Raw genomic sequence first — 19,684 nt, 5'->3', positions numbered from 1 at the left:
CGGCGGGGTTGACCATTTGTGGATCTGGAGGTCCTCCATGCGCCGAACCCTCATCGCAGCGGCGGCGGTGGCCCTGTTGGGGCTGGCCGGCTGTGCCTCACCGGCGGCCGATAGCGGCGGGTCGCAGACCGACGCGTCGAAGAAGGTCACGGTCGGGGTCATCCCGATCGTCGACGTGGCACCGATCTATCTGGGCAAGGAGAAGGGCTTCTTCTCCTCTCGCGGCATCGATCTGAACCTGGTCGCGGCCCAGGGCGGCGCGGCGATCGTGCCCGGTGTCGTCGCCGGGCAGTTCCAGTTCGGGTTCTCCAACATCACCTCGCTGATGATCGCGGCGAGCAAGGGCCTGCCCATCAAGATCACCTGCGCGGGGAACTCGTCCACCGGTAAGGAAGGCGCCGACTTCGGCGCGGTCGTCGTCAACGCCGACAGCCCGATCCGGACCGCCAAGGATCTGGCGGGAAAGACCGTGTCGGTGAACACCCTGAAGAACATCGGTGACACCACGGTGCGCGCGTCGGTGCGGAAGGCCGGCGGCGACCCGGACAAGGTCAAGTTCACCGAGCTGGCGTTCCCGGAGATGCCCGCCGCCCTGGCCGGCAAGAAGATCGACGCGGCGTGGGTGGTGGAACCGTTCCTGTCGGTGGCCAAGGCGCAGGGCGCCCGGGTGGTGGCGTGGAACTTCGTCGACACCGCGCCCAACCTGCCGGTCGCCGCCTATTTCGCCACCACCAAGCTGGGCCAGGACGACCCGGATCTGGTGAAGCGGTTCGCCGAGGCCATGGCGGAGTCATCCGGCTATGCCCAGGCCCACCCGGATGAGGCCCGGACGGTCATCACCACCTATACGAAGATCACCGCTGAGCAGGCGAAGTCACTCACCCTGCCGCAGTGGCCGGCCACCATCGACACCGCGGCGCTCGGGGTGCTTGCCGACCTCGCCGTCTCCGACAAGCTCGTGACGGCCAAGCCGGACCTCGCGGCCCTGCTCCCGTGACGTACCCCGGGTACCGTGCCGTGGCGGGAAGCCGCATCGGGTTCCCGCCGTGGGCGCAGACCGTGACCGGTGTCGTGCTGGTGGCGGCCCTGTTCGAGATCGTCCCGCAACTCGGTCTCGTCTCCGCCGCCTACCTGCCGCCGCTGCACGAGGTCGTCGGTGCCCTCGCCGAGGAGGCCGGCCGGTCGCAGTTCTGGTTCGCCCTCTACGAGACGCTGCGTGGCTGGGCCATCGGCCTGGCCATCGCCGCGGTCGCGGCGACCGGTCTCGGGGTGCTGATCGGCACCACGCCGTTCCTGTTGGTCGCGACCCGTTCCACGATCGAGTTCCTGCGCCCGATCCCGTCGGTGGCGCTGATTCCGCTCGCGGTGTTGCTGTTCGGCGCCGACCTGCGCTCCAAGCTGCTGCTCATCGTGTACGCGGCGTTCTGGCAGGTGCTCATCCAGGTTCTCTACGGTGTCCAGGACGTCGACCCGGTAGCCGACGACACCGCCCGGTCGTACCGGTTCAGCCGCTGGGGCCGCATCCGCTACGTCGTCTGGCCGACCGCCCTGCCGTACGTACTGACAGGCCTGCGCCTGGCCTCGACGGTGGCCCTGGTGCTCGCGGTGACCGGCGAGTTGGTGATCGGCGCCCCCGGCCTCGGCCAGCAGATCGCCCTCGCCCAGTCCGGTGCGGCCATCCCCACCCTGTACGCCCTGGTCATGGTCACGGGACTGGTCGGCATTCTGATCAACACACTGGCGCGCTGGGCGGAACGCCGCCTGCTGTCCTGGCACCCCTCGATGCGCGGGGAGGTGCTCCCATGATCGGCCTCCTGCGGCGACTGGCCGCCACGATGACGCTGCCGGTCCTGCTGGTGCTCGCCTGGTGGTGGACCTCCGATGCGAGCACCAACTTCTATCTGCCGCCGCTGCGGCAGATCCTGGCCGCCTTCGCCGAGGTGTGGATCGGCGACCGCTTCGCCACCGACGTGCTGCCCAGCCTGGCCCGGCTGGCCGCCGGCTACCTGATCGCGGCCGGGGTAGGCGTCGCCGCCGGGGTGGTGATCGGCCGGTCCCGGCTGGTCCGCGGGATCGCCGAGCCCGGCCTGGAATTCCTCCGCGCGATCCCACCACCGGTGCTGATTCCGATCCTGATCCTGTTCGCCGGCATCGGCGACCAGATGAAGATCATCGTGATCGCGGTCGGGGCCGTGTGGCCGATCCTGCTCAACACCGTCGAAGGCGTGCGCGCCGTCGACCCGGTGCTGATCGACACCGCCCGCTCCTACCGCATCGGCGGGCTGGGGCGGCTGCGGCACCTGACGCTGCCCGCCGCGGGACCGCAGATCTTCGCCGGCCTCCGGCAGGCCCTGTCGATCGCGATCATCCTGATGGTGATCAGCGAGATGTTCGCCGCCCGCGAGGGACTCGGGTTCGCGATCATCCAGTTCCAGCGCACCTTCGCCATCCCCGAGATGTGGTCGGGGACCATCCTGCTCGGCCTGCTCGGCTTCGTCCTGGCCACCCTCTTCCGGGTGGTCGAGCGCCGGGTCCTGTTCTGGTACTTCGGCCAGCGCGCCGCGGCGCGCGACCACTGACCCGCGAAAGGCACCCGCCCTCATGCTCGAAGTCGAACACCTGCGCAAGATCTATGACGGGCACGGACGATCGGTGGAGGCCCTGCGTGACCTGACCTTCCGGGTCGGCGCCGGCGAGCTGGTCTGCCTGGTCGGCCCGTCGGGCTGCGGCAAGACCACTCTGCTCAAATGCGTGTCCGGGCTGCTGGCGCCCACGTCGGGCCGGGTGGTGCTGGAGGGAACGCCGGTGAGCGGGGCGCCGGCGAACATGGCCGTGGTGCTGCAGGAGTACGGCCGCAGCCTGTTCCCCTGGATGAGCGTCGCCGCCAACGTCGAACTGCCCCTGAAGCAGAAGAAGCTGCCCGCGGCGCGGCGACGGGAGATGGTCGCACGGGCCCTCGAAGCGGTCGGCCTGTCCGATGCCCACGCGGCGTACCCCTGGCAGTTGTCCGGCGGCATGCAGCAGCGCGTCGCGATCGCCCGGGCCATCGCCTACGAACCCCACATCCTGCTCATGGACGAGCCGTTCGCCGCCGTCGACGCCCAGACCCGGGCCGAGCTCGAGGATCTGGTCCGCCGGATCTGGGCCGGGTTCGCGATGACGATCCTCTTCGTCACCCACGACATCGACGAAGCCGTGTACCTGGGCCAGCGGGTCGTGATCCTGTCCAGCTCGCCGACCATCGTCCAGGAGGACCTGGCCGTCGACCTGCCCGCCGAGCGCGACCAGTTGACCACCCGCGCGCAGCCGAGATTCACCGAGCTGCGCGGCCACGTCTACGAACAGATCCAGAAGGCCAAGGCCACCGCACCACCAGCCGCCGGCGTTTGACGCCCGCATGGCAGGACGCACGAGCCAGCCCGGCCAGTCGGTGACCTCCCGCGTGCTCGCCATTCTGGACGCCTTCGACATCGCCCATCCGCGCCTGTCGCTGTCGGAGATCTCCCGCCGCTGCGGGGTGCCCCTGGCCACCACCCACCGCCTGGTCGGCGAGCTCGTCGCCTGGCGAGGGCTTTACCGCTGCGACGACGGCCACTACGAGATCGGGCTGCGGCTGTGGGAGGTCGGGCTGCTCGGCCCGCTGCACATCCGATTGCGGGAGATCGCCCTGCCGTTTCTGCAGACGCTCTACGAGGCCACCCGCGAGAACGTGCACCTCGCCGTCCGCGACGGCGACGACGTCCTCTACGTCGAGAAGCTCGCCGGGCATCGCTCGGTCCCGATCGTCTCCCGCATCGGCGGCCGGCTGCCCCTGCACGCGACCGGCGTCGGCAAGGCGCTGCTCGCCCACGAGACCCCCGGCTTCCGGCGTGACTACCTCGCCCGCTCCCTGGCCAGGCCGACGCGCTACACCATCGTGGAACCCGGCCGCCTCTCCGCCGACCTGGAGCAGACCGCGCAACGCGGCTATGCCGTCACGCGCGAGGAGATGACGCTGGGCACCTGCTCGGTGGCAGCCCCCGTCCTCGACCGCGCCGGCCGGCCCGTCGCAGCGGTCGGCGCCGTCGTGCAGAGCGTCCTGGTCGAGCCGGCCAGACTCGCCCCACCCATCCGGCTGGCCGCCGAAGGCATCGCCGCCCGCCTCGACGCCACTTCCACTGGGTGAAAGGAAGGGTCTCGCGCTGGCTGCCGCAGTCAGCGAGCGTGCCTGCTGATCCGTCCCCACTCCTGGGTCGCCTGCGGCAGCCATTTGGCGTGCTGGCGGCGGAACAGCTTCACGGCCCGGGCACCGATCCATCCCGCGGGCAGCAACTCCGTGGGCAGCGCGGGGTCCAGCAGCGCCAGGCGCCGCCACGCGTGGACGAGCCTGGTCGTGCGGACGAGCGGATCGTCGGAGGGCTGGCGGGTGAACTCGGCCAGGAACGCCTCGTACTCCCGCTCCACGTCGTCGAGGTCCCACGCCTGCCGCACGATGACGGCCGGGTCGCCGCCGGTGAGATACTCGGAGAGGAAGATCTGGCAGTCCTCGAACACCCTGGCCTCGCGCAGGGTGATCTCGGCGTCCTTCGCGCGGTCGGTGTGGGTACTGATCCAGACCCCGGGCCCGAGCGGGCCGAAACCGGACCAGCGCAGCCGGGTACGCACCAGGTGCCGGGCCGCCCGGTTGGACTCCGCGGCCCGCGTCACCACGACGAGCCACCGCCGGTCCCAGCCGGGCTGGGACGCGGCGAAACCGAAGATCCGCTCGGCGCCCATGGCGAGGAACTGCTCGAACGCCGGACTCAGCTGCCACCAGGTGAACCGTCCCGACCGCTTCGTGACGAGCCAGCCGTCCGCCGCGGCCCGGATCAGAGCCTGCCGGCAGGCGGTCTCCTCGACGCCGAGGCGGCTCATCACCTCGATGAAGGCCGAGGTCGGCGCCGCCGACCCCGTCGGGCGCAGGTAGTCGCCGAGAACCGTGATCAGCAGCCCGCGGACACCGCCCAGGCCGGCGGCATACCTGCGCGACCAGACGAACCGCTCCGGCGTTCCCGGGCCGAAGGGGCCGGCCGGCGGGGCCGCATCGGGCGAGTCAGCCATGCCCACACCGGCGGCGGAGAGTCCGAGGGCAGCGCATCCGGGCATTCTATGGCCGCCCACCGGCGCAGCGGAGGAGGCCCGTGGAGCGGGAGCACCAGGCGCTCCTGGTCGAGCTCACTACGGCACGAGTCATTCGACGATTGTGTTGACCGCCGCAACATCATCGTCTTACGGTGAGTCGCGCGTTCGATCATGTCGCCCGTCCCGACGCCGGGGTCGCGACCGGTGAGCGCCCGTGCCCTCGGCCGCCGGTCAGGGGATTCGCACGGTGAGGGAGGAGCCGCAGTGAACGAGTCGACCGATCCACCCGTCGCGACAGCAGCCGGGAGGGTACGAGGCCGGTGGGAGAACGGCGTTCGCGTCTTCCGGGGCATCCCCTTCGCGCAGCCCCCGACCGGTCCGCTGCGGTTCGCCGCGCCGCGCCCGCCCGAGGCGTGGCCGGGCGTGCGGGAGGCATTCACCTTCGGACCGCCGCCGCCGCAGGAGCCGTGGGGCCCCGCGCCAGCGCCGGGAGACCGACCGGCCGGCGACGACTGGCTGACGGTCAACGTGTGGACCCCGGCGCCGGATCCGGCGGCCCGCCGCCCGGTCCTGGTCTGGATCTACGGCGGCGCCTACAAGGTGGGCTCGGCCGACGACCCCGGCTACGACGGCGGCCGGCTGGCCCGCGACGGTGACCTGGTGGTGGTCACCTTCAACCACCGGGTCGGCATCGAGGGCTTCGCCCTGATCGACGGCGCGCCGGCCAACCGTGGCCTGCTGGACCAGGTCGCCGCGCTCGAATGGGTCCGGGACAACATCGCCGCGTTCGGCGGGGACCCGGACCGGGTGACGGTCTGCGGCGAGTCCGCCGGCGCCGGCTCGATCGCCGCGCTGCTGGCCATGCCCCGCGCGGCCGGCCTGTTCCGGCGCGCCATCACCCAGAGCGTGCCCGGCACCTACTTCTCCGCCGAACTGGCCGCCGACATCGCCGGCGTCCTGGCCGCCGAGCTCGGGCTCCGCCCGACCGTCGCGGACCTGGCGCGGGTCGACCCGCGCACGCTGCCCGAGGCGGGCGCCACGCTGTCGGCCAAGATGACGCAGTACGGGGATCGCTGGGGTCCGGTGGCCTTCACCCCCACCCCGTTCTCTCCCGTGGTGGACGGCGACGTCCTGCCCGTCGTCCCGTGGGCGGCGCTCGCCGCCGGGTCCGCCCGCGACATCGAGCTGATCGCCGGGCACACCCGCGACGAGTACCGGCTCTTCCTCGCCATGGCCGGGCTGCTCGGCCCGATCCCCGAGGAACAGGCGGCGGCCACCCTGCGACTGTTCGGGCCGGGCCCGGATCCGGCGGCCGCTTACCGGGTGGCATACCCGGGCGCCCCGGCGGAGCGCCTGTTCGAGCTGGTGCAGTCCGACTGGCTGTTCCGCATGCCGTCACTGCGTCTCGCGCAGGCCCACATCCAGGGCGGCGGCCGGGCCCACGTCTACGAACTCACCCTCACCGCCCCCGGCAACGGCGGAGCGCTCGGCGCGTGTCACGGCCTGGACGTTCCGCTGACCTTCGGCGTCTACACCGGATTCGGCGCGACATTGATCGGCCCGGAGGCGACACCGGAGGTGGAGGCGGCCTCCGCCGCCCTGCGCGCCGCCTGGTCGCGGTTCGCCGCCACCGGCGACCCCGGCTGGCCCGCCTACGACGCGGAACAGCGTTTGACGTGGCTCCTCGACGCCCAGCCCAGCACCGCCCCATACCCGGAAGAGCAGTCACGCCGACTCTGGCAGGACCACGCCTTCGCGGCGCTGCCCCTGCGCGCCACAGTGTGACGAGCTCGGACCCGTCCCCCACCCCGCCGACCAGGCGGGGATACCGCGGGCCCCGATCCCGAGCAGACATCGGCATTTGTCGATTTTCGGACACGGGGCTGCGGATGATCTCGGCCCGTCGTTACCTTCGGCGAAACGTCGATTTCATCGGGGAGTCACGATGTTCACCACAGTCAAACGCGCCGTTGTCGCTTCCGCCTTCGCCGCCGCCGCGGCGATCACCCCGGCCGTTCCGGCCGCCGCCGCCGCGGCCCCGGTCGTTCCCTGTGCCGACGGGTACGTCTGCGTCGCCCTGATCAAGGGCACGATCATCTGGGTGCCCGAGGGCCAGTCGCACACGTTCCCCGGCGGCGACACCATGACGGGGATCGCCAATCAGACCAAGACGCAGTACTGCGTCGGCGGCTCACCGAACTTCGGCCTGGCCGCCGGCGTCGAGATCGTCCGCACCCAGCCCGTCACCGGATTCGGGCCCGGCCGGATCTGCCTGACCTGAGCGCCTCACCCGCGACGCTGAGAAAGCCGCAGGGCGCGAGGGCCGGCGCCGTCAGGCGCCTGGGTCGCTGTCGTCCCAGTCGTCGAGGATGGCCTTGCCCGGGTCGTCGCCGCTGTACCAGTCACGCACCCGGAACCCCTCGCCGTCATCGTCGCTGAGCTGCTCGTTGAGCTCGTCGGCGGAGGTGAACTCGCTCCGCGGCGCGAACCCGGACTGCCGCGGCACCGCCGCCGCGCGCAACGACAGGATGGCGTGCACCTGGGCCCGGGCGATCTCGTTCGCCGCGTCGACCGCGGCGAGCCTCTCGGACATCTTCAGCAAGCGCAGCGCCTCGGCGGCGTGCTCGTCCGGGGTCATCGCATCTCCTCGATCTCACGGAGTTACGCCTGCTCGGGTTCCTGGTCCTCCTCGGCACCGCGTACCACCCCATCAGAGCATGCCCGGCATGGTCGGCGGACAGCGAACCGGCCGGGCCGCGGTTGTCGTCCGGGCGGATTCAGGGTAGCTATCCGGTATATCCCGGAGGCCCGTTCGGCTGTGCGCTGTGCGGCTCAAGCCGATGACGACCTTGCCCCGCCGGACCCTCTTGACCATGGCCGCGCTCGGCGGCTCCGCGCTCGCCACCGGTGCCGCGGCCCCCGCGTGGGCGGCCACGCCGACCGGGACCGCGAACGCGGATCCGGAGTGATACGCACCGATGCGTGACGCGATCACCGGGACGGCGATCGGCATGCTCTGACGGGCCGCTCACCGGGTGAGGACGCCGGGCCGCCGGGTTTCCCGGCGACCCGGCGCCTGCCGGTGGGAACGGGAGGCGGTCACGACCGCGCCGAGTAGCAGGAGGCCGCCGACGGTGATCGGTACGGTGAGCCGCTCGCCGAGGATGACGACGGCGAGCAGCGCCGCCGTCAACGGTTCGAGCAACGTCAGGACGACCGTGACCCCGGCCGCGGTGGTGCGCAGCCCCGCGTAGAACAGCCCGTATGCCACCGCGGTCGCGGCGACGCCGAGGTAGGCCAGCATCGCCGCGGTGGCGGGCATGATCAGGCCCGGGAGGTCGTTGCTCACCAGCGCGAACGGCAGGAGCGTCAGGGCGCCGACGGCGGTGGAGACCGTGGTGAGGACGACCGGCTGGGTGTGCCGGCTGACCCGTCGGCTCAGTACCGTGCTGCCCGCGTACCCGATGCCGGAGCCGACCGCCGCGAGCAGACCGGCCAGCGGTCGCGGTGCGGCCTCGGTCGGCGCCCCCTCGAAGCCGGTGATCAGGGCCAGGCCCAGGACCGCCGTGGTCACGCTGAACAGCGTGCCGCGGGCCGGCACGCGCCGGGAGCGGGCGGCTTCCCCGCCGGCGATGAGGACGGGCGCGAGGCCGAGGCTGACGACGGTGGCCATCGCGACACCGCCCCAGGCGACCGCGAGAAAATACAGCGCCTGGTACGCGCCGAGGCCGACGCCGATCAGGGCGAGCAGTCCCGGTTGGGCACGCAGCGCCGAGACCACCGGCCGCAGCCGCCTCGCCAGGAAGATCAGCAGGGCGAGCGCCGCGATGGCCAAGCGGCAGAACCCGAGGCTGACCGGGCTCAAGCCGGTCGATTGACGGATCAGTTGCACGACCACGCCGGTCGTGCCCCAGAGGAATCCGGCGGCGGCGATGGCGATGACACCGCGCTGCGCGGCGGTTGACGGCAGGAAGGATCGAGACATGGGTACGCGCTCCGAATGGTCAGCTGATGAGGGCAGCGTCGGCGGAGCGCAGGCATGAAGAAAGAACCGACCACGCGATCGTGGTGGCCGGCTGTCAGCTCATCGCTCCGTCAGGAGCGGGGAGGGGGCAGAACGCCCGTGAACGGTCTCACCGGCCGACCGTAGCGGATCGCCGGCGACGTTCTCGGAGTAGGGGGTCTCGTGGGGGAGCGCGAAGATCGCCGACGTCGGCGATGCCCCGGCGTCGCTCGCGGATGAGGATCGACGGCATGTGGACAACACGCCTGGCGGTCATCGCCGCCCCCACCCTCACCGTTGCCTACGGCCTGATCCGGCTGCTGGACGGGCTCGACGGCGCGCACGGCCCCGGCCTCCTGTGGACCGTCGGGCACCTGGCCTTCTTCGCCGCGCTGATCCTTTTCGTACGGGTCCTGCTGACCGCGCGCCGGATGGCCGGCGGCGGTGCGGTCGCCACGGCCGCCGCCGTCGCCGGGGTGGCTGGCGTGTGCTGCGGCCTCGTGCAGATCGGCATCGACATCGTGGTCGGGGTCGTCGCCGCCGACCGGGCCGCGATGGGGCGGATGTTCAGCGACGTCCAGGAGGTGCCCGGGGTCGCGTTCGTCGTCTACGGGCCGGGGCCCGCGCTGTTCTACCTCGGGCTGATCGCGCTGGTCGGGCACCTCGCCGCCGTCCGCACCGTGCCGGTGTGGGCGCCGGTGCTCCTGGTCCTCGGCGTCGGTGTCACGCTGGCCGGCCTCGATCTGCTGCCGCTCGGTGGCCTGTTGATGCTCGCCGCGCTGGCGCCCCTCGCCCGCCGGCGCCCGGCATACGCATGACAGCATGGCGCATCGTGTTCTCCTCGCCGGTCCGCCGCTGGGCGCGTTCCCCGTGGTCGGACGCCGCGCTCGCGGCCCTGGCCGCCGTCGCGCAGCTCTGGCCGCTGCTGTTCCGGGAGGGCCAGTGGCACTGGTGGGGCTACGTCGCCGCGGTCGGCTCCGCCGTGCCGCTGGTGGCCCGGCGCAGCCTGCCGTTGCCCGTCCTGCTGGTCAGCGTCGCCTTCGGCGCCCTGTACGACCTCGTGGACGCGGTCGCGGCGCAGCCACTCTGGTACGGCACGCTGATCGCCCTCTACACGGTGTCCGCCCGGTCCGGTGCCCTCGTGCGGTGGGCCGCGCTGGCCACGATCATCGGCGGAGGGCTCCTGACGGTCGGCTCGGCCGACACCGCGATGCGCGGGGTCGTCCTGAACGTGACCGCCTACGCGCTCGGCCGCGGGGCCGCCGGAACCCGCGCGCACGCCGCCGTCCTGGAGGAGCGCGCCGTCCGGCTCGAGCGCGAGCGCACCCTGGAGGCCGAACGGGCCGCCGAACGGGAACGGGCCCGCATCGCCCGCGACATGCACGACATTCTCGGGCACGCGGTCAGCCTCATGGTCGTGCAGGCGGAAGCCGGGCCGGTGGTGGTGCGCCGCGACCCGGAACGGGCCATCGCCACGTTCGACTCCATCGCCGACGCCGGCCGGGACGCGATGGACCAGCTCCGCCGGACGCTCGACGTCCTCAAGGAGGAGCGCGAACCGCGCACCCCGCGGCTGACCGTCGACGACCTGCCCGAGCTGGTCAGGCAGGTGGCGGGCGCCGGGCTGGAAGTCGGCTACGAGGTGGCGGGCGAGCCCCGGCGATTGCCGCCCGACTGCGGGGTGGCCGCCTACCGGATCACCCAGGAGGCGCTGACGAACGTCGTCAAGCACGCCGGTGCGTCCCGCGCCGACGTGCGACTGAGCTGGCAGGAGGAGAGCCTGGTGATCGAGATCCAGGACGACGGCCGCGGCGCCGCGGCGGGGCCGCCGTCCGGCGGCAACGGGCTGACCGGCATCCGGGAACGCGCCGCCGCGTGCGGCGGGGCCGCGTCGGCCGGCCCGGCGGCCCGGGGTTTCGCGGTACGAGCGTGGCTGCCGCTGTGACCCGGGTGGTGGTCGCCGACGACCAGGAATTGGTACGCGCCGGATTCGCGATGATCCTGGACGCCCAGCCCGACATCGAGGTGGTCGCCGAGGCGGGCGACGGGTTCCAGGCGGTCGCGGCCGTCCGGGAGCACCGGCCCGACGTGGTGCTGCTCGACATCCGGATGCCCGGCATGGACGGGATCGAGGCCGCCCGGATCGTGTGCGCCGAGACCGGCTGCCGGGTCGTCATGCTGACCACGTTCGACCAGGACGACCACGTCTTCGACGCGCTGCGGGCGGGCGCGAGCGGGTTCCTGCTCAAGGACGTGCGCCGCGACGATCTCGTGCACGCCGTACGGGTGGTCGCCCTGGGCGAGTCGCTGCTCGCGCCCTCGGTGACCCGGCGCCTGGTCGAGCAGTTCACCGCGGGCGAGCTGGCGCGCCCGCTGCCGGCGGAACGGCTGACCGTGCTGACGGCCCGCGAGCGCGAGACGCTCCGGATGCTCGCGGAGGGCATGTCCAATCCGGAGATCGCCGCCGCCATGGTCGTCAGCACGCACACCGCGAAGACGCACGTCAGCAACGTGCTCACCAAACTCGGCCTGCGCGATCGCGTCCAGGCCGTGATCGCGGCGTACGAGACCGGGCTCGTCGTGCCCGGCCGGCGGTAGGCCGCTGACCGGGCGGGCACGGGCGGTTCAGTCTTCCGCCACGGTGATGGTGACGTTGCCGACCTTGTGCCCACCGTCGACGTAGCGGTGCGCCTCGACGATCTCGGCCAGCGGATAACTGCGGTCGATGACGACCCGGAGCCGGCCCTGCCCGATCAGTTCGCGCAGCTCGGCCAGGGCCGCGTGCTTGCGCACCGACATGCCGGTCCGGACCCGCGGGCCGCCGGTGACCGCGGTACGGAGCGCGAGGACGTTGTTGACCAGGCCCGTCGTCGGCAGGTAGCAGCCGCGCGGCGCCAGCACCGGCCGGCAGCGGGCGAACGAGCTGCGGCCCACCGTGTCGAAGACGGCGTCGTACCGTTCGCCGCTGGTGGTGAAGTCCTCGGCCGTGTAGTCGAAGACCCGTTCGGCGCCGAGCGACTCGACGAGCTTGACGTTCCGGCCGCCGCACACGGCGTGCACGGTGGCGCCGGCCTGCCGGGCGAGCTGGACGGCGTACGTGCCGATGCTGCCGGAGCCGCCGATGACCAGCACCCGCTGGCCGGGCCGGACCCGGGCCAGCTCGCGGAGGAAGTACCAGGCGGTGGTGAATCCGTCGACGCTGGCCGCGGCCTCCGGGTAGCCGACGTTCGGCGGCATCGTGATGAGCGACGCCCGCTCGGACAGGCACTTGTATTCCGCGTTCGCCCCGACGCCGAACCCGGTGAACCCGAAGACCCGGTCGCCGACCGCATACCGGCGCGCGGCCGGACCGACCGCCGTGACGTCGCCGGCGAACTCCAGCCCGAGCACGCGGACGCCCGGACGAGGGCGGAGCGGGCCGAGGATGAGCCGGCCCCAGCGCGGCTCGCCCCGGCGCATCCCGCACTCGGCGGAGGTGACCGTGGTGGCGCGCACCCGGATCAGCACCTGGTCGCCCCGGGGCACCGGCGTCGGCAGGTCGACCTGGGTGAGAACCTCGGGCGGGCCGTACGCCTTGAACATCACCGCTCGCATGCGCGGCATCATCCGGCAGTGCGGCTGTGACAGCGCTGAGTGCTTCCCGCGGGGTCGTCACGCCGGTTCGACGGGCAGCCACAGCTCGCAGGTCGCGGTGCCGAAGTCGGCCGCGCGTTCGAGGACCGTCACGATCGAGGGGCCGGGGCGCAGCCGCCACGGGTTGGCGGGGAACCACTCGGTCGCGGTCGCGGCCCAGGCCTCCTGCAGCGCGCGCGGATGGGGCCCGGCGGTGCGGAAGACCGCCCACCTGCCGGCCGGCAGCTCGACGGCGTCGAGGTCGCCGGGGGCCGGGGTGTCCCGGGAGACGGCGACGCCGTGCAGGTAGGTCAGGTCGCGGCCCTCGGTGCCGTCGGGGTCGAGGTCGTCGCAGACCTGCAGCAGACCTGTCGGTTCCGTGTCGCCGAGGGCCTTGAGCCGGAGATGCTCCTCCCGCGGCAGCGCGGTGACGTGCCGCTCGATGTGCGGGTTGACGCCCCGGCGGATCAGCGGCACCCGGGCCGCGTGCCCGACGAGCCGGAACGCGGGGCGGTCGACGATGCGGGTGTCCATGGGGCTGCTCCCCTCGACGGTCAGGCGGAACCTGAGCTGTGGTTGGGCGCGAAGGGGGCCTCCGTCGCGGCGAACGTCACCGGGCCCGGCGCCGTGGACCGCCCGGAACGCGCGCCCGAACGCCTCGGTGGAGCCGTAGCCGTGCCGGACGGCGATGCTCAGCAGCTCGTCCTCGCCCCGGACCACGTCGGCCGCGGCGAGGGTCATGCGGCGCCGGCGCACGTACTCCGACAGCGGCATGCCGGCCAACGACGAGAACATCCGGCGCAGGTGGTATTCGGTCGTGCCGAGCGCCCTGGCCCATCCGTTGACGTCGATCTCCTCGGTGAGGTGCTCCTCGACGAGCTCGACGAGCCGGTTGAGTGCCGAGATCATGAGGCCTCCTTCCGATGTCGATCCTGGCGGACGGCGCCCCGGCCGCGCCCGACCGCGGCGGCCCGATCCGATCATCCGATTGGATGCCCGGGACGCGGACCTACGCACGCCGCGGGAGAGCCACGGCCGGGGGAGTGGTCGTTGACCCGGCCCGGCCGGCCATTCGATCATGGTGCCATGCGCTTGAAGATCGTTTGTCACCCGTCGTCGAGCCGCCCCGACGGGAACGCCGGGTGTTGACGATCGGGATGCTCGGCGGCATGAGCTGGGAGTCGAGCGCGATGTACTACCGGCTGGCCAATGAGCTCGTGCGCCGGCGCTTGGGTGGGCTACATTCGGCTCGGTGCGTCCTGTACTCCGTCGACTTCGCCGACGTCGAGGCGATGCAGGCCGCCGGTGAGTGGGAGCGGGCCGGCCACCTCCTCGGCGAGGCCGCCGCGGCGCTCGAGGCCGCCGGGGCCGATCTCGTGGTGCTCTGCACAAACACGATGCACAAGGTCGCCGACGAGGTGCAGGCGCGGATCGGCATCCCGCTGCTCCACCTCGCCGATGCGACCGCCGCGGCCGTGTCGCGTTCCGGCTTGCGCACCGTGGGGCTGCTCGGCACCGCGTTCACGATGGAGCAGGACTTCTACCGGCAGCGGCTGGCCACGCACGGGTTGGACGTGCTCGTTCCGGAGGCCGAGGATCGTGCCGAGGTGCACCGGATCATCTACGACGAGCTGTGCCTCGGCATCGTGCGGGACACCTCACGTGAGTTCTACCGCGGCGCGATCGGGCGGCTCGTGGCGGCGGGCGCGCAGGGCATCGTGCTCGGCTGCACCGAGATCGAGCTGCTGGTGACGGCGGCGGACAGCGCGGTCCCGGTCTTCCCGACCACCCGGATCCACGTCGAGGCCGCCGTCGAGGCCGCGATCGAGGGCGCCCTGACGATCACTTAGGGGCAGGCCCGCGCGGCTCTGCCCACATCTACCACGACTGGCCGGCCTGCCGGCCGCCGATCACCTTCAGGACCTCCAGCTTCTCGTGGCTCTCGCTGCCGGGCTGCGCGGTGTGGACGATCAGCTGCTGCGACTGGTCCGGGTCGATCAGCCGCTGGCAGTGCAGGTCGACCGGGCCGACCTCCGGGTGCACGAGCCGGACCGGGCCGCAGTAGCGGCTCGCCACCGGATGCTCGCGCCAGAGCGCGGCGAACTCCGGGCTTTCCTCGAGCAACGCGCCGACCAGCGTGGCCGCGCGGGAGTCCGGGCCGTCGCGGATGAACGAATCGTGCAGGTCCGCGGCGATGAGCGGCCCCTCCGCGGGCCGGAGCAGCCGCGTCGCGGGATCGGTGAACCAGCGGTAGTGCAGGCTGCGTGCGAGACCCCGGTGGACGCTCTCGTCGCCGATCAGGGCGACGGACAGCGGGGTCTGCAGCAGGGTCTCGCCGAGCGGGCTCACCACCTGCGCCGCGGCGTCTCGCAGACCGTCGAAGATGCGCATCATCCCCGGGTTGACGTGGTCGTCTGTGGAGCGGCGCGGGACTGCGTACCCGGCGAGCCGGAACAGGTGGTCACGCTCCTCCATGGACAGGCGCAGCCCGCGGGCGAGCGCACCGAGGATCTGCTCGGAGGGGTGCGGACCGCGCGGCTGTTCGAGGCGGCTGTAGTAGTCGATCGACATGTCGGAGAGCACCGCGACCTCCTCGCGGCGCAGGCCGTGCGTGCGCCTGCGCCGCCCGCGCGGCAGGCCGACGTCCTCCGGTTGCCGGGCCGCACGACGGGTACGCAGGTATTCGGCCAGCCGGGCGCGGTCCATCCTCAGGCCGCCGCGAACTCGACGCCGGCCAGCCGCGAGGAGACGTCCCACAGCCGGGCCGCCGCGGCCTCGTCGCGTGCCGGGCGGTAGATCTTCAGCTCGGCCGGGCCGCCGGTGAACTGGCCGAAGCCGTCCGGGCCGTAGAAGTGGCCGCCCACGGCGTCCGGGCTGGTGGCCGCGTACAGGGCCGGGAGCAGGCCCCGGTCGATGCCCTGGACCAGGACGCCCCAGCGGGCCAGGCGCGTCATGACGGCCTCGATCGGCGAGGGCCGCTCCCGGCCCATGTTGGGGCCGGCGGCGTACAGGCCGGTCAACGTCGTACCCGGGTGGGCGGCGTTGCTGACGATCCCCCACCCGGCGGCTCGCGAGCGCCGGTCGAGTTCGAGCGCGAACATCAGGTTCGCGAGCTTCGACTGGTTGTACGCGCGGACCGGCGCGTACGCCTGGTCGCTCTGCAGGTCTGCCCAGTTGAGCTTGGCGTGCCGGGCGGCGCTGCTGGTCATGGTGGTCACCCGCGCCTGGCCGGCGCTCAGCAGCGGCAGCAGCCGGCCGGTGAGCGCGAAGTGCCCGACGTGGTTGGTCCCGAACTGCAGCTCCAGGCCGTCGGCCGTGGTGTGCCGGGTGGCCGGCGTCATCAGACCGGCATTGTTGATCAGGATGTGGATCGGTCGGCCCTCGGCGTTCAGGGCGTCGCCCAGGGCCCGCACCGACCTCAGCGAGGCCAGGTCGAGCTCGCGGAGCGACACGTCGGCACCGGGCGCCCCGGCGCGGACGCGGCTCAGCGCGGCCTCGCCCCTGGCCTGGTCGCGAACCGGCAGGAGAACCTCGGCGCCGGCCGCGGCCAGGCGGGTCGCCAGACCGAGTCCGAGACCGCCGCTCGCTCCGGTCACCACGGCGAGCCGTCCGGTCAGATCAATGGTGTTCCGCATGGTTACCTTCCGCATGCCTCAACGCTGACGCCATCTCTCGTCGGGAACCATGTCCTGTCAGTACCAGGCTCAGCCGCGGTGCCAGCCCCGCAGCTTGGCGGGATTCAGCACGACCCAGAGGGCCGTGGCCCGGTCCTCGTGGCAGCCGACGGCGATCACGGCCACGGCCACGCCGGCCCGGCGGGCAACCAGGGCGGCGCGCCCGTTGGCGCTCTCAACCGTCAGGTCGGTGCCGGGCAGCAGGGCACGAAGCAGCCGGGCAACCCGGGCCGCCCCGCGCACGGCACGATCCGGAGCGGGCACGCGGCCACCGCCGTCGCACACGGCGACGGCGTCCGGATCGAGGGCGGCCTCGATCACGACGACGTCGCCCGCGCGGCAGGCCGCGGCGAGCCGGCGTACGACGTCATCATGAACGGGGCGCATCGCCCGCACCTTCGTTCCCTGTCTCTCGCTGTCACGAATACAGACAGGGCAGGCAGCTACTTTGTGACGCCGGCCATGGCGGCGATCTTGTCCGGGTTCAGCATCCACAGCAACTGCTCGATCCCGGCCTCGGAGGCGACGATCGTGGCCATCCCCAGCAGCGTGTCACCGCGGCGCATGACGACACCGGCCTGCCCGTTCATCGTGACCCACTGCACGTCGACGCCCTCCCAGTACCAGGTCGAGAACGCCGCGACGTACTTCGCCACCCGGGCCGCGCCGGACACCACCTTGCGGGAGACCTGCCGCTCGCCGTTGCCGTCGGAGACGCTCGCCACATCGGCCGCGAACAGCCTCTCCAGCGCCTCGAGATCGCCGCTGCGGGCGGCATCGAGGAAGGTGGCCAGCAGCTGGCGCTGGGCGGCCCCGGGCACCGGCATCTTCCGCTCACCGGCGACGTGCTTGCGAGCCCTGCTGACGAGCTGGCGCACGGCCGGCTCGGTGGACTGCAGGATGTCGGAGATCTGCCCGTACGGGTAGTCGAACGCCTCCCGCAAGACGTACGCCGCCCGCTCATGCGGGGTGAGCTTCTCCATCAGCGTCAGGACCGCGAGCTCGAGCGCCTCCCCACGCTCGGCGCCCAGGAACGGGTCGGCGCTGGTGTCGACCGGCTCCGGCAGCCACGGACCGATGTATGTCTCGCGCCGAACTCGCGCGGACTGCAACTCGTTGATGGCCAGCCGGGTCATGGTCGTCGCCAGGAACGCGCCCGGATTGTGCACCACGCTGCGATCGGTCGCCTGCCAGCGCAGCCAGACATCCTGCACCAGGTCCTCGGCCTCGCTGGCGCTGCCGAGCATGCGGTAGGCGATCCCGAAAAGACGTGACCGCACGCCCGTGAAGATAGCTGCCGCCTCGTCGAGATCCCCGGCCACCGATGCCCCCCAAGATTGTCCGCGGCTCCCAGGCTAACCGCCGGCCCAGCCCGTTCCGGTACGAGATGAACGTCACCCTCGCGCGTATACTGACCGGACTCTGAGGAGGGTGTCCCATGGCACACCGCGTCTTCTTTCTCAACAAGCTCCGCGAGGGCGTCGACCCCGCCGCATACGAGCAGTGGGTCCGGCAGACCGACTATCCAATGGCCCGCGGTTTCCCGTCGATCGAACGCTACGAGGTCACCAAACTCGACGCGACCCTCGAAGGCGGTCCGCCCGCATACCACTACCTGGAGGTCCTCGAGATCACCAGCATCGACGAATACCGCGAGACCCTCGCCACCCCGGAATTCAGGCAGCTGCTGGACGAATGGTCGCAGTTCGTCGCATCAACCGAGTCCATCCACGGCGGGATCATCGAGTAGCAGCGGTGGGCGAACCCACTGATGCTCGGTGCTCGGTGCTCGATGACGTCGACCGCCAGGCCGTAGCCCAGGGGGATCCCTACGAGCGCAGCGGTGTTGGCCGACCTACGATCGGCGCCCAACCGCTACCGTGAGTCGACGCGCACTTCATTCGGCCAAATCGTCACCGCGACCGACGGCTTGAACTGCCGGTGAGAATGCTCCTGTACCTGAGGGTTCGGCGGCAGGGCAACGACGATTCAGGGTGGGATCTGCTGACAATCTCGGCGGGGATTCAATAGGTTTGCAGGAAACGTCGGGATCGCCTTTTTGTGGGGTTTTCTGGCAGGGTCATTGCGTTCTGGGGTTGCTGCTGATCACGGCGGTGATGAGGTCGTGGGGGCGGCGGTTGGCGCGTCGGGTGGCGCGGGCGATGTTGGTGTCGCCGCTGATGCGATGGAAGCCGATCGCGGTGTTACGCAGGGTTGCCATGACGGCGGGTCCGTTACCGGTCCGGGCCTGATGTGAATCTTCACGGAACGTGACATCTCGTACGTGGTGCACGAGATTTTCGATTAGCCACTCGGCCCGAATCCATCGCTGCAGGTCGATCGGGTGGGCGTCGGTGGCGGGCAGCGAGATGGTCAGGTACGCGGTCTCGCGGGTGGTCTTGCCGCTTTTGGTGGTGGTGCGGGTCCGGGTGATCCGGATGGCCTGCTCGGCGTGGGGAAATCCGATCCCACCGGGCGTGTGCAGGGTGATGGCCTTGACGGTGCGGGTCTCCCGGCGGCCGTGACCGTGGTCGCGGGTCTGATGGCCGATCGGGACCTGCGCCCAGGGCAGCGTCTTGAGCTGGGTGAACAGAGTCGGCTGGTTTCCCTTCGCGGGGATCAGCAGGTGAGCGCCTCGCGCAGCGATCTCGTTGGCGTGGCCGACCTGCGTGTGCAGCGCGTCGGCGACGAAGATCAGGTCTTTCAGGCTGCCCAGGAGGTGTTCGAGGGCGTCCAGCAGCGGGGCGAAGGCCGGGATTTCGTTGGACTTCGCGCTCACGGTGACCTGCGCGAGGACGATCCCGGTACTGGCGTCCAGGGCGGACAGCAGGTGCACCTGGCTGCCGTCGGGGCGGCGGGCGCCCCGAAGGGTCTTGCCGTCGACCGCGATGACCTGCCGATATCGAGGCCCGCGGGGCCGGTCTGACGGCTGGGTCCGGGCGCGTAACCAGCCCGCGAGGATCGTGGCGAGCAGGTCGGCGTCCAGGCGGATCAGTAGCCGCCACATCGTGGTCGTGGCCGGCATACCCCGAACGAACCCGAGCCGGGCTCGGGCGATGTCGTCCAGATCGTGCAGCCAGTCCGCGATCGCGGCCACCGACGTAGCCCCGGCCAGCACCGCGCACACCGCGACCGCCAAGAGCCCGGCGAGCGGGTAACGCAGCCCACGCGGGCTGCGCGGATCCGGCACCACTGCCAACGCTCGCAGCAAACCGGCCTGTTCACCCTCGGTTACCGGGCGGACTGGCGTGTCGGAGGGGGTAGCAACTGCGGACAGTACCGGTATCGGGCATGC

Annotated in this window: 23 protein-coding genes; 13 read left to right on the top strand and 10 right to left on the bottom strand. The window is 71.9% G+C overall.

Going from position 1 to position 19,684, the window contains the following annotated elements; genetic code table 11:
* The first annotated feature begins 37 nt into the window (after positions 1-37).
* From DMB66_RS33070 to DMB66_RS33050, 5 genes are read left to right on the top strand one after another with little or no spacing between them, the layout of a single operon-like run.
* Positions 38-997, top strand: coding sequence for an ABC transporter substrate-binding protein (locus DMB66_RS33070; protein ID WP_125808048.1), 960 nt, complete (start codon positions 38-40; stop codon positions 995-997).
* Entirely contained in the window at positions 994-1,806 is an 813-nt protein-coding gene (locus tag DMB66_RS33065; RefSeq protein ID WP_233625021.1) for an ABC transporter permease, read from the top strand. The genes DMB66_RS33070 and DMB66_RS33065 overlap by 4 nt, the downstream gene beginning before the upstream one ends.
* On the top strand, positions 1,803-2,579 hold the full coding sequence (locus tag DMB66_RS33060) for an ABC transporter permease (protein ID WP_125808047.1): 777 nt from the start codon (positions 1,803-1,805) through the stop codon (positions 2,577-2,579). Before DMB66_RS33065 ends, DMB66_RS33060 begins: the two co-directional genes overlap by 4 nt.
* 22 nt (positions 2,580-2,601) lie before the next feature.
* Positions 2,602-3,390, top strand: a complete 789-nt coding sequence (locus DMB66_RS33055) for an ABC transporter ATP-binding protein (protein ID WP_125808046.1) — start codon at positions 2,602-2,604, stop codon at positions 3,388-3,390.
* Positions 3,391-3,397: 7 nt separating this feature from the next.
* Positions 3,398-4,165 carry an IclR family transcriptional regulator gene (locus tag DMB66_RS33050; protein ID WP_125808045.1) on the top strand — a complete coding sequence of 256 codons (768 nt, stop codon included), beginning with the start codon at positions 3,398-3,400 and terminating at the stop codon, positions 4,163-4,165.
* Positions 4,166-4,194: 29 nt separating this feature from the next.
* Here the strand turns inward: DMB66_RS33050 and DMB66_RS33045 are convergent, their stop codons facing one another.
* Positions 4,195-5,079, bottom strand: a complete 885-nt coding sequence (locus DMB66_RS33045) for a PaaX family transcriptional regulator C-terminal domain-containing protein (protein WP_158647458.1) — start codon at positions 5,077-5,079, stop codon at positions 4,195-4,197.
* 285 nt (positions 5,080-5,364) lie between these two features.
* Here DMB66_RS33045 and DMB66_RS33040 point away from each other — a divergent pair, with 285 nt between their 5' ends.
* Both DMB66_RS33040 and DMB66_RS61565 read left to right on the top strand, forming a co-directional pair.
* The gene (locus DMB66_RS33040) at positions 5,365-6,885 is read left to right on the top strand and encodes a carboxylesterase/lipase family protein (RefSeq protein WP_233625020.1); all 1,521 of its coding nucleotides are present in this window, start codon (positions 5,365-5,367) and stop codon (positions 6,883-6,885) included.
* Between the two features lie 160 nt (positions 6,886-7,045).
* On the top strand, positions 7,046-7,381 hold the full coding sequence (locus DMB66_RS61565) for a hypothetical protein (RefSeq protein WP_158647457.1): 336 nt from the start codon (positions 7,046-7,048) through the stop codon (positions 7,379-7,381).
* A gap of 51 nt (positions 7,382-7,432) precedes the next feature.
* Here the strand turns inward: DMB66_RS61565 and DMB66_RS33025 are convergent, their stop codons facing one another.
* Entirely contained in the window at positions 7,433-7,738 is a 306-nt protein-coding gene (locus DMB66_RS33025; protein ID WP_125808041.1) for a hypothetical protein, read from the bottom strand.
* A gap of 202 nt (positions 7,739-7,940) precedes the next feature.
* Here DMB66_RS33025 and DMB66_RS65320 point away from each other — a divergent pair, with 202 nt between their 5' ends.
* Positions 7,941-8,069, top strand: coding sequence for a hypothetical protein (locus tag DMB66_RS65320; protein ID WP_255441079.1), 129 nt, complete (start codon positions 7,941-7,943; stop codon positions 8,067-8,069).
* A gap of 59 nt (positions 8,070-8,128) precedes the next feature.
* Here the strand turns inward: DMB66_RS65320 and DMB66_RS33020 are convergent, their stop codons facing one another.
* On the bottom strand, positions 8,129-9,085 hold the full coding sequence (locus tag DMB66_RS33020; protein ID WP_125808040.1) for a DMT family transporter: 957 nt from the start codon (positions 9,083-9,085) through the stop codon (positions 8,129-8,131).
* A gap of 269 nt (positions 9,086-9,354) precedes the next feature.
* Between DMB66_RS33020 and DMB66_RS33015 the strand changes: the two genes are divergently transcribed.
* From DMB66_RS33015 to DMB66_RS33005, 3 genes are read left to right on the top strand one after another with little or no spacing between them, the layout of a single operon-like run.
* The gene (locus DMB66_RS33015) at positions 9,355-9,921 is read left to right on the top strand and encodes a hypothetical protein (protein WP_125808039.1); all 567 of its coding nucleotides are present in this window, start codon (positions 9,355-9,357) and stop codon (positions 9,919-9,921) included.
* A gap of 14 nt (positions 9,922-9,935) precedes the next feature.
* Positions 9,936-11,048 (top strand): sensor histidine kinase, encoded by a 1,113-nt coding sequence (locus DMB66_RS33010; protein WP_233625019.1) that lies wholly within the window; start codon positions 9,936-9,938, stop codon positions 11,046-11,048.
* A complete protein-coding gene (locus tag DMB66_RS33005; protein ID WP_125808101.1) occupies positions 11,045-11,701 on the top strand; it encodes a response regulator transcription factor in 657 nt (218 codons plus the stop codon). Before DMB66_RS33010 ends, DMB66_RS33005 begins: the two co-directional genes overlap by 4 nt.
* A gap of 27 nt (positions 11,702-11,728) precedes the next feature.
* Here DMB66_RS33005 and DMB66_RS33000 read toward each other — a convergent pair whose 3' ends face one another.
* Together DMB66_RS33000 and DMB66_RS32995 are read right to left on the bottom strand one after the other, a co-directional pair.
* Positions 11,729-12,697 (bottom strand): NAD(P)-dependent alcohol dehydrogenase, encoded by a 969-nt coding sequence (locus DMB66_RS33000; RefSeq protein ID WP_125808037.1) that lies wholly within the window; start codon positions 12,695-12,697, stop codon positions 11,729-11,731.
* 57 nt (positions 12,698-12,754) lie between these two features.
* Complete coding sequence (locus tag DMB66_RS32995; protein ID WP_125808036.1) at positions 12,755-13,624, bottom strand: AraC family transcriptional regulator; 870 nt, start codon at positions 13,622-13,624, stop codon at positions 12,755-12,757.
* 233 nt (positions 13,625-13,857) lie between these two features.
* Here DMB66_RS32995 and DMB66_RS32990 point away from each other — a divergent pair, with 233 nt between their 5' ends.
* On the top strand, positions 13,858-14,565 hold the full coding sequence (locus DMB66_RS32990; RefSeq protein WP_125808035.1) for an aspartate/glutamate racemase family protein: 708 nt from the start codon (positions 13,858-13,860) through the stop codon (positions 14,563-14,565).
* 28 nt (positions 14,566-14,593) lie between these two features.
* Here the strand turns inward: DMB66_RS32990 and DMB66_RS32985 are convergent, their stop codons facing one another.
* The 4 genes from DMB66_RS32985 to sigJ are packed head-to-tail and all read right to left on the bottom strand — an operon-like array spanning position 14,594 to position 17,711.
* Positions 14,594-15,421 (bottom strand): helix-turn-helix transcriptional regulator, encoded by an 828-nt coding sequence (locus DMB66_RS32985; RefSeq protein ID WP_125808034.1) that lies wholly within the window; start codon positions 15,419-15,421, stop codon positions 14,594-14,596.
* Positions 15,422-15,423: 2 nt separating this feature from the next.
* Positions 15,424-16,365 carry an SDR family oxidoreductase gene (locus tag DMB66_RS32980; protein ID WP_199752757.1) on the bottom strand — a complete coding sequence of 314 codons (942 nt, stop codon included), beginning with the start codon at positions 16,363-16,365 and terminating at the stop codon, positions 15,424-15,426.
* A 54-nt stretch (positions 16,366-16,419) separates the two neighbouring features.
* The gene (locus tag DMB66_RS32975) at positions 16,420-16,776 is read right to left on the bottom strand and encodes a siderophore-interacting protein (protein ID WP_125808033.1); all 357 of its coding nucleotides are present in this window, start codon (positions 16,774-16,776) and stop codon (positions 16,420-16,422) included.
* A gap of 56 nt (positions 16,777-16,832) precedes the next feature.
* Positions 16,833-17,711: an RNA polymerase sigma factor SigJ gene (gene sigJ, locus DMB66_RS32970; RefSeq protein ID WP_125808032.1), complete on the bottom strand. Its 879-nt coding sequence runs from the start codon at positions 17,709-17,711 to the stop codon at positions 16,833-16,835.
* Positions 17,712-17,827: 116 nt separating this feature from the next.
* Between sigJ and DMB66_RS32965 the strand changes: the two genes are divergently transcribed.
* The gene (locus DMB66_RS32965; protein WP_125808031.1) at positions 17,828-18,139 is read left to right on the top strand and encodes an EthD family reductase; all 312 of its coding nucleotides are present in this window, start codon (positions 17,828-17,830) and stop codon (positions 18,137-18,139) included.
* A gap of 330 nt (positions 18,140-18,469) precedes the next feature.
* On the opposite strand, the gene DMB66_RS32960 is transcribed toward DMB66_RS32965, so the two are convergent.
* The gene (locus DMB66_RS32960) at positions 18,470-19,582 is read right to left on the bottom strand and encodes an ISAs1 family transposase (RefSeq protein ID WP_233625025.1); all 1,113 of its coding nucleotides are present in this window, start codon (positions 19,580-19,582) and stop codon (positions 18,470-18,472) included.
* Positions 19,583-19,684 lie beyond the last annotated feature (102 nt).

Source organism: Actinoplanes sp. ATCC 53533, assembly GCF_003947245.1.
Note: the sequence above shows the minus strand (reverse complement) of the source record. Positions and strands in the feature narration are given on the sequence as shown.

Bases quoted from the DNA above. Each gene is read 5' to 3' on its own strand.
- DMB66_RS33070 (WP_125808048.1), top strand. From the start codon at position 38: ATGCGCCGAACCCTCATCGCAGCGGCGGCGGTGGCCCTGTTGGGGCTG.
- DMB66_RS33060 (WP_125808047.1), top strand. From the start codon at position 1,803: ATGATCGGCCTCCTGCGGCGACTGGCCGCCACGATGACGCTGCCGGTC.
- DMB66_RS33055 (WP_125808046.1), top strand. From the start codon at position 2,602: ATGCTCGAAGTCGAACACCTGCGCAAGATCTATGACGGGCACGGACGA.
- DMB66_RS33050 (WP_125808045.1), top strand. From the start codon at position 3,398: ATGGCAGGACGCACGAGCCAGCCCGGCCAGTCGGTGACCTCCCGCGTG.
- DMB66_RS33045 (WP_158647458.1), bottom strand. From the start codon at position 5,079: ATGGCTGACTCGCCCGATGCGGCCCCGCCGGCCGGCCCCTTCGGCCCG.
- DMB66_RS61565 (WP_158647457.1), top strand. From the start codon at position 7,046: ATGTTCACCACAGTCAAACGCGCCGTTGTCGCTTCCGCCTTCGCCGCC.
- DMB66_RS33025 (WP_125808041.1), bottom strand. From the start codon at position 7,738: ATGACCCCGGACGAGCACGCCGCCGAGGCGCTGCGCTTGCTGAAGATG.
- DMB66_RS65320 (WP_255441079.1), top strand. From the start codon at position 7,941: ATGACGACCTTGCCCCGCCGGACCCTCTTGACCATGGCCGCGCTCGGC.
- DMB66_RS33020 (WP_125808040.1), bottom strand. From the start codon at position 9,085: ATGTCTCGATCCTTCCTGCCGTCAACCGCCGCGCAGCGCGGTGTCATC.
- DMB66_RS33015 (WP_125808039.1), top strand. From the start codon at position 9,355: ATGTGGACAACACGCCTGGCGGTCATCGCCGCCCCCACCCTCACCGTT.
- DMB66_RS33000 (WP_125808037.1), bottom strand. From the start codon at position 12,697: ATGCGAGCGGTGATGTTCAAGGCGTACGGCCCGCCCGAGGTTCTCACC.
- DMB66_RS32995 (WP_125808036.1), bottom strand. From the start codon at position 13,624: ATGATCTCGGCACTCAACCGGCTCGTCGAGCTCGTCGAGGAGCACCTC.
- DMB66_RS32985 (WP_125808034.1), bottom strand. From the start codon at position 15,421: ATGGACCGCGCCCGGCTGGCCGAATACCTGCGTACCCGTCGTGCGGCC.
- DMB66_RS32980 (WP_199752757.1), bottom strand. From the start codon at position 16,365: ATGCGGAAGGTAACCATGCGGAACACCATTGATCTGACCGGACGGCTC.
- DMB66_RS32975 (WP_125808033.1), bottom strand. From the start codon at position 16,776: ATGCGCCCCGTTCATGATGACGTCGTACGCCGGCTCGCCGCGGCCTGC.
- DMB66_RS32965 (WP_125808031.1), top strand. From the start codon at position 17,828: ATGGCACACCGCGTCTTCTTTCTCAACAAGCTCCGCGAGGGCGTCGAC.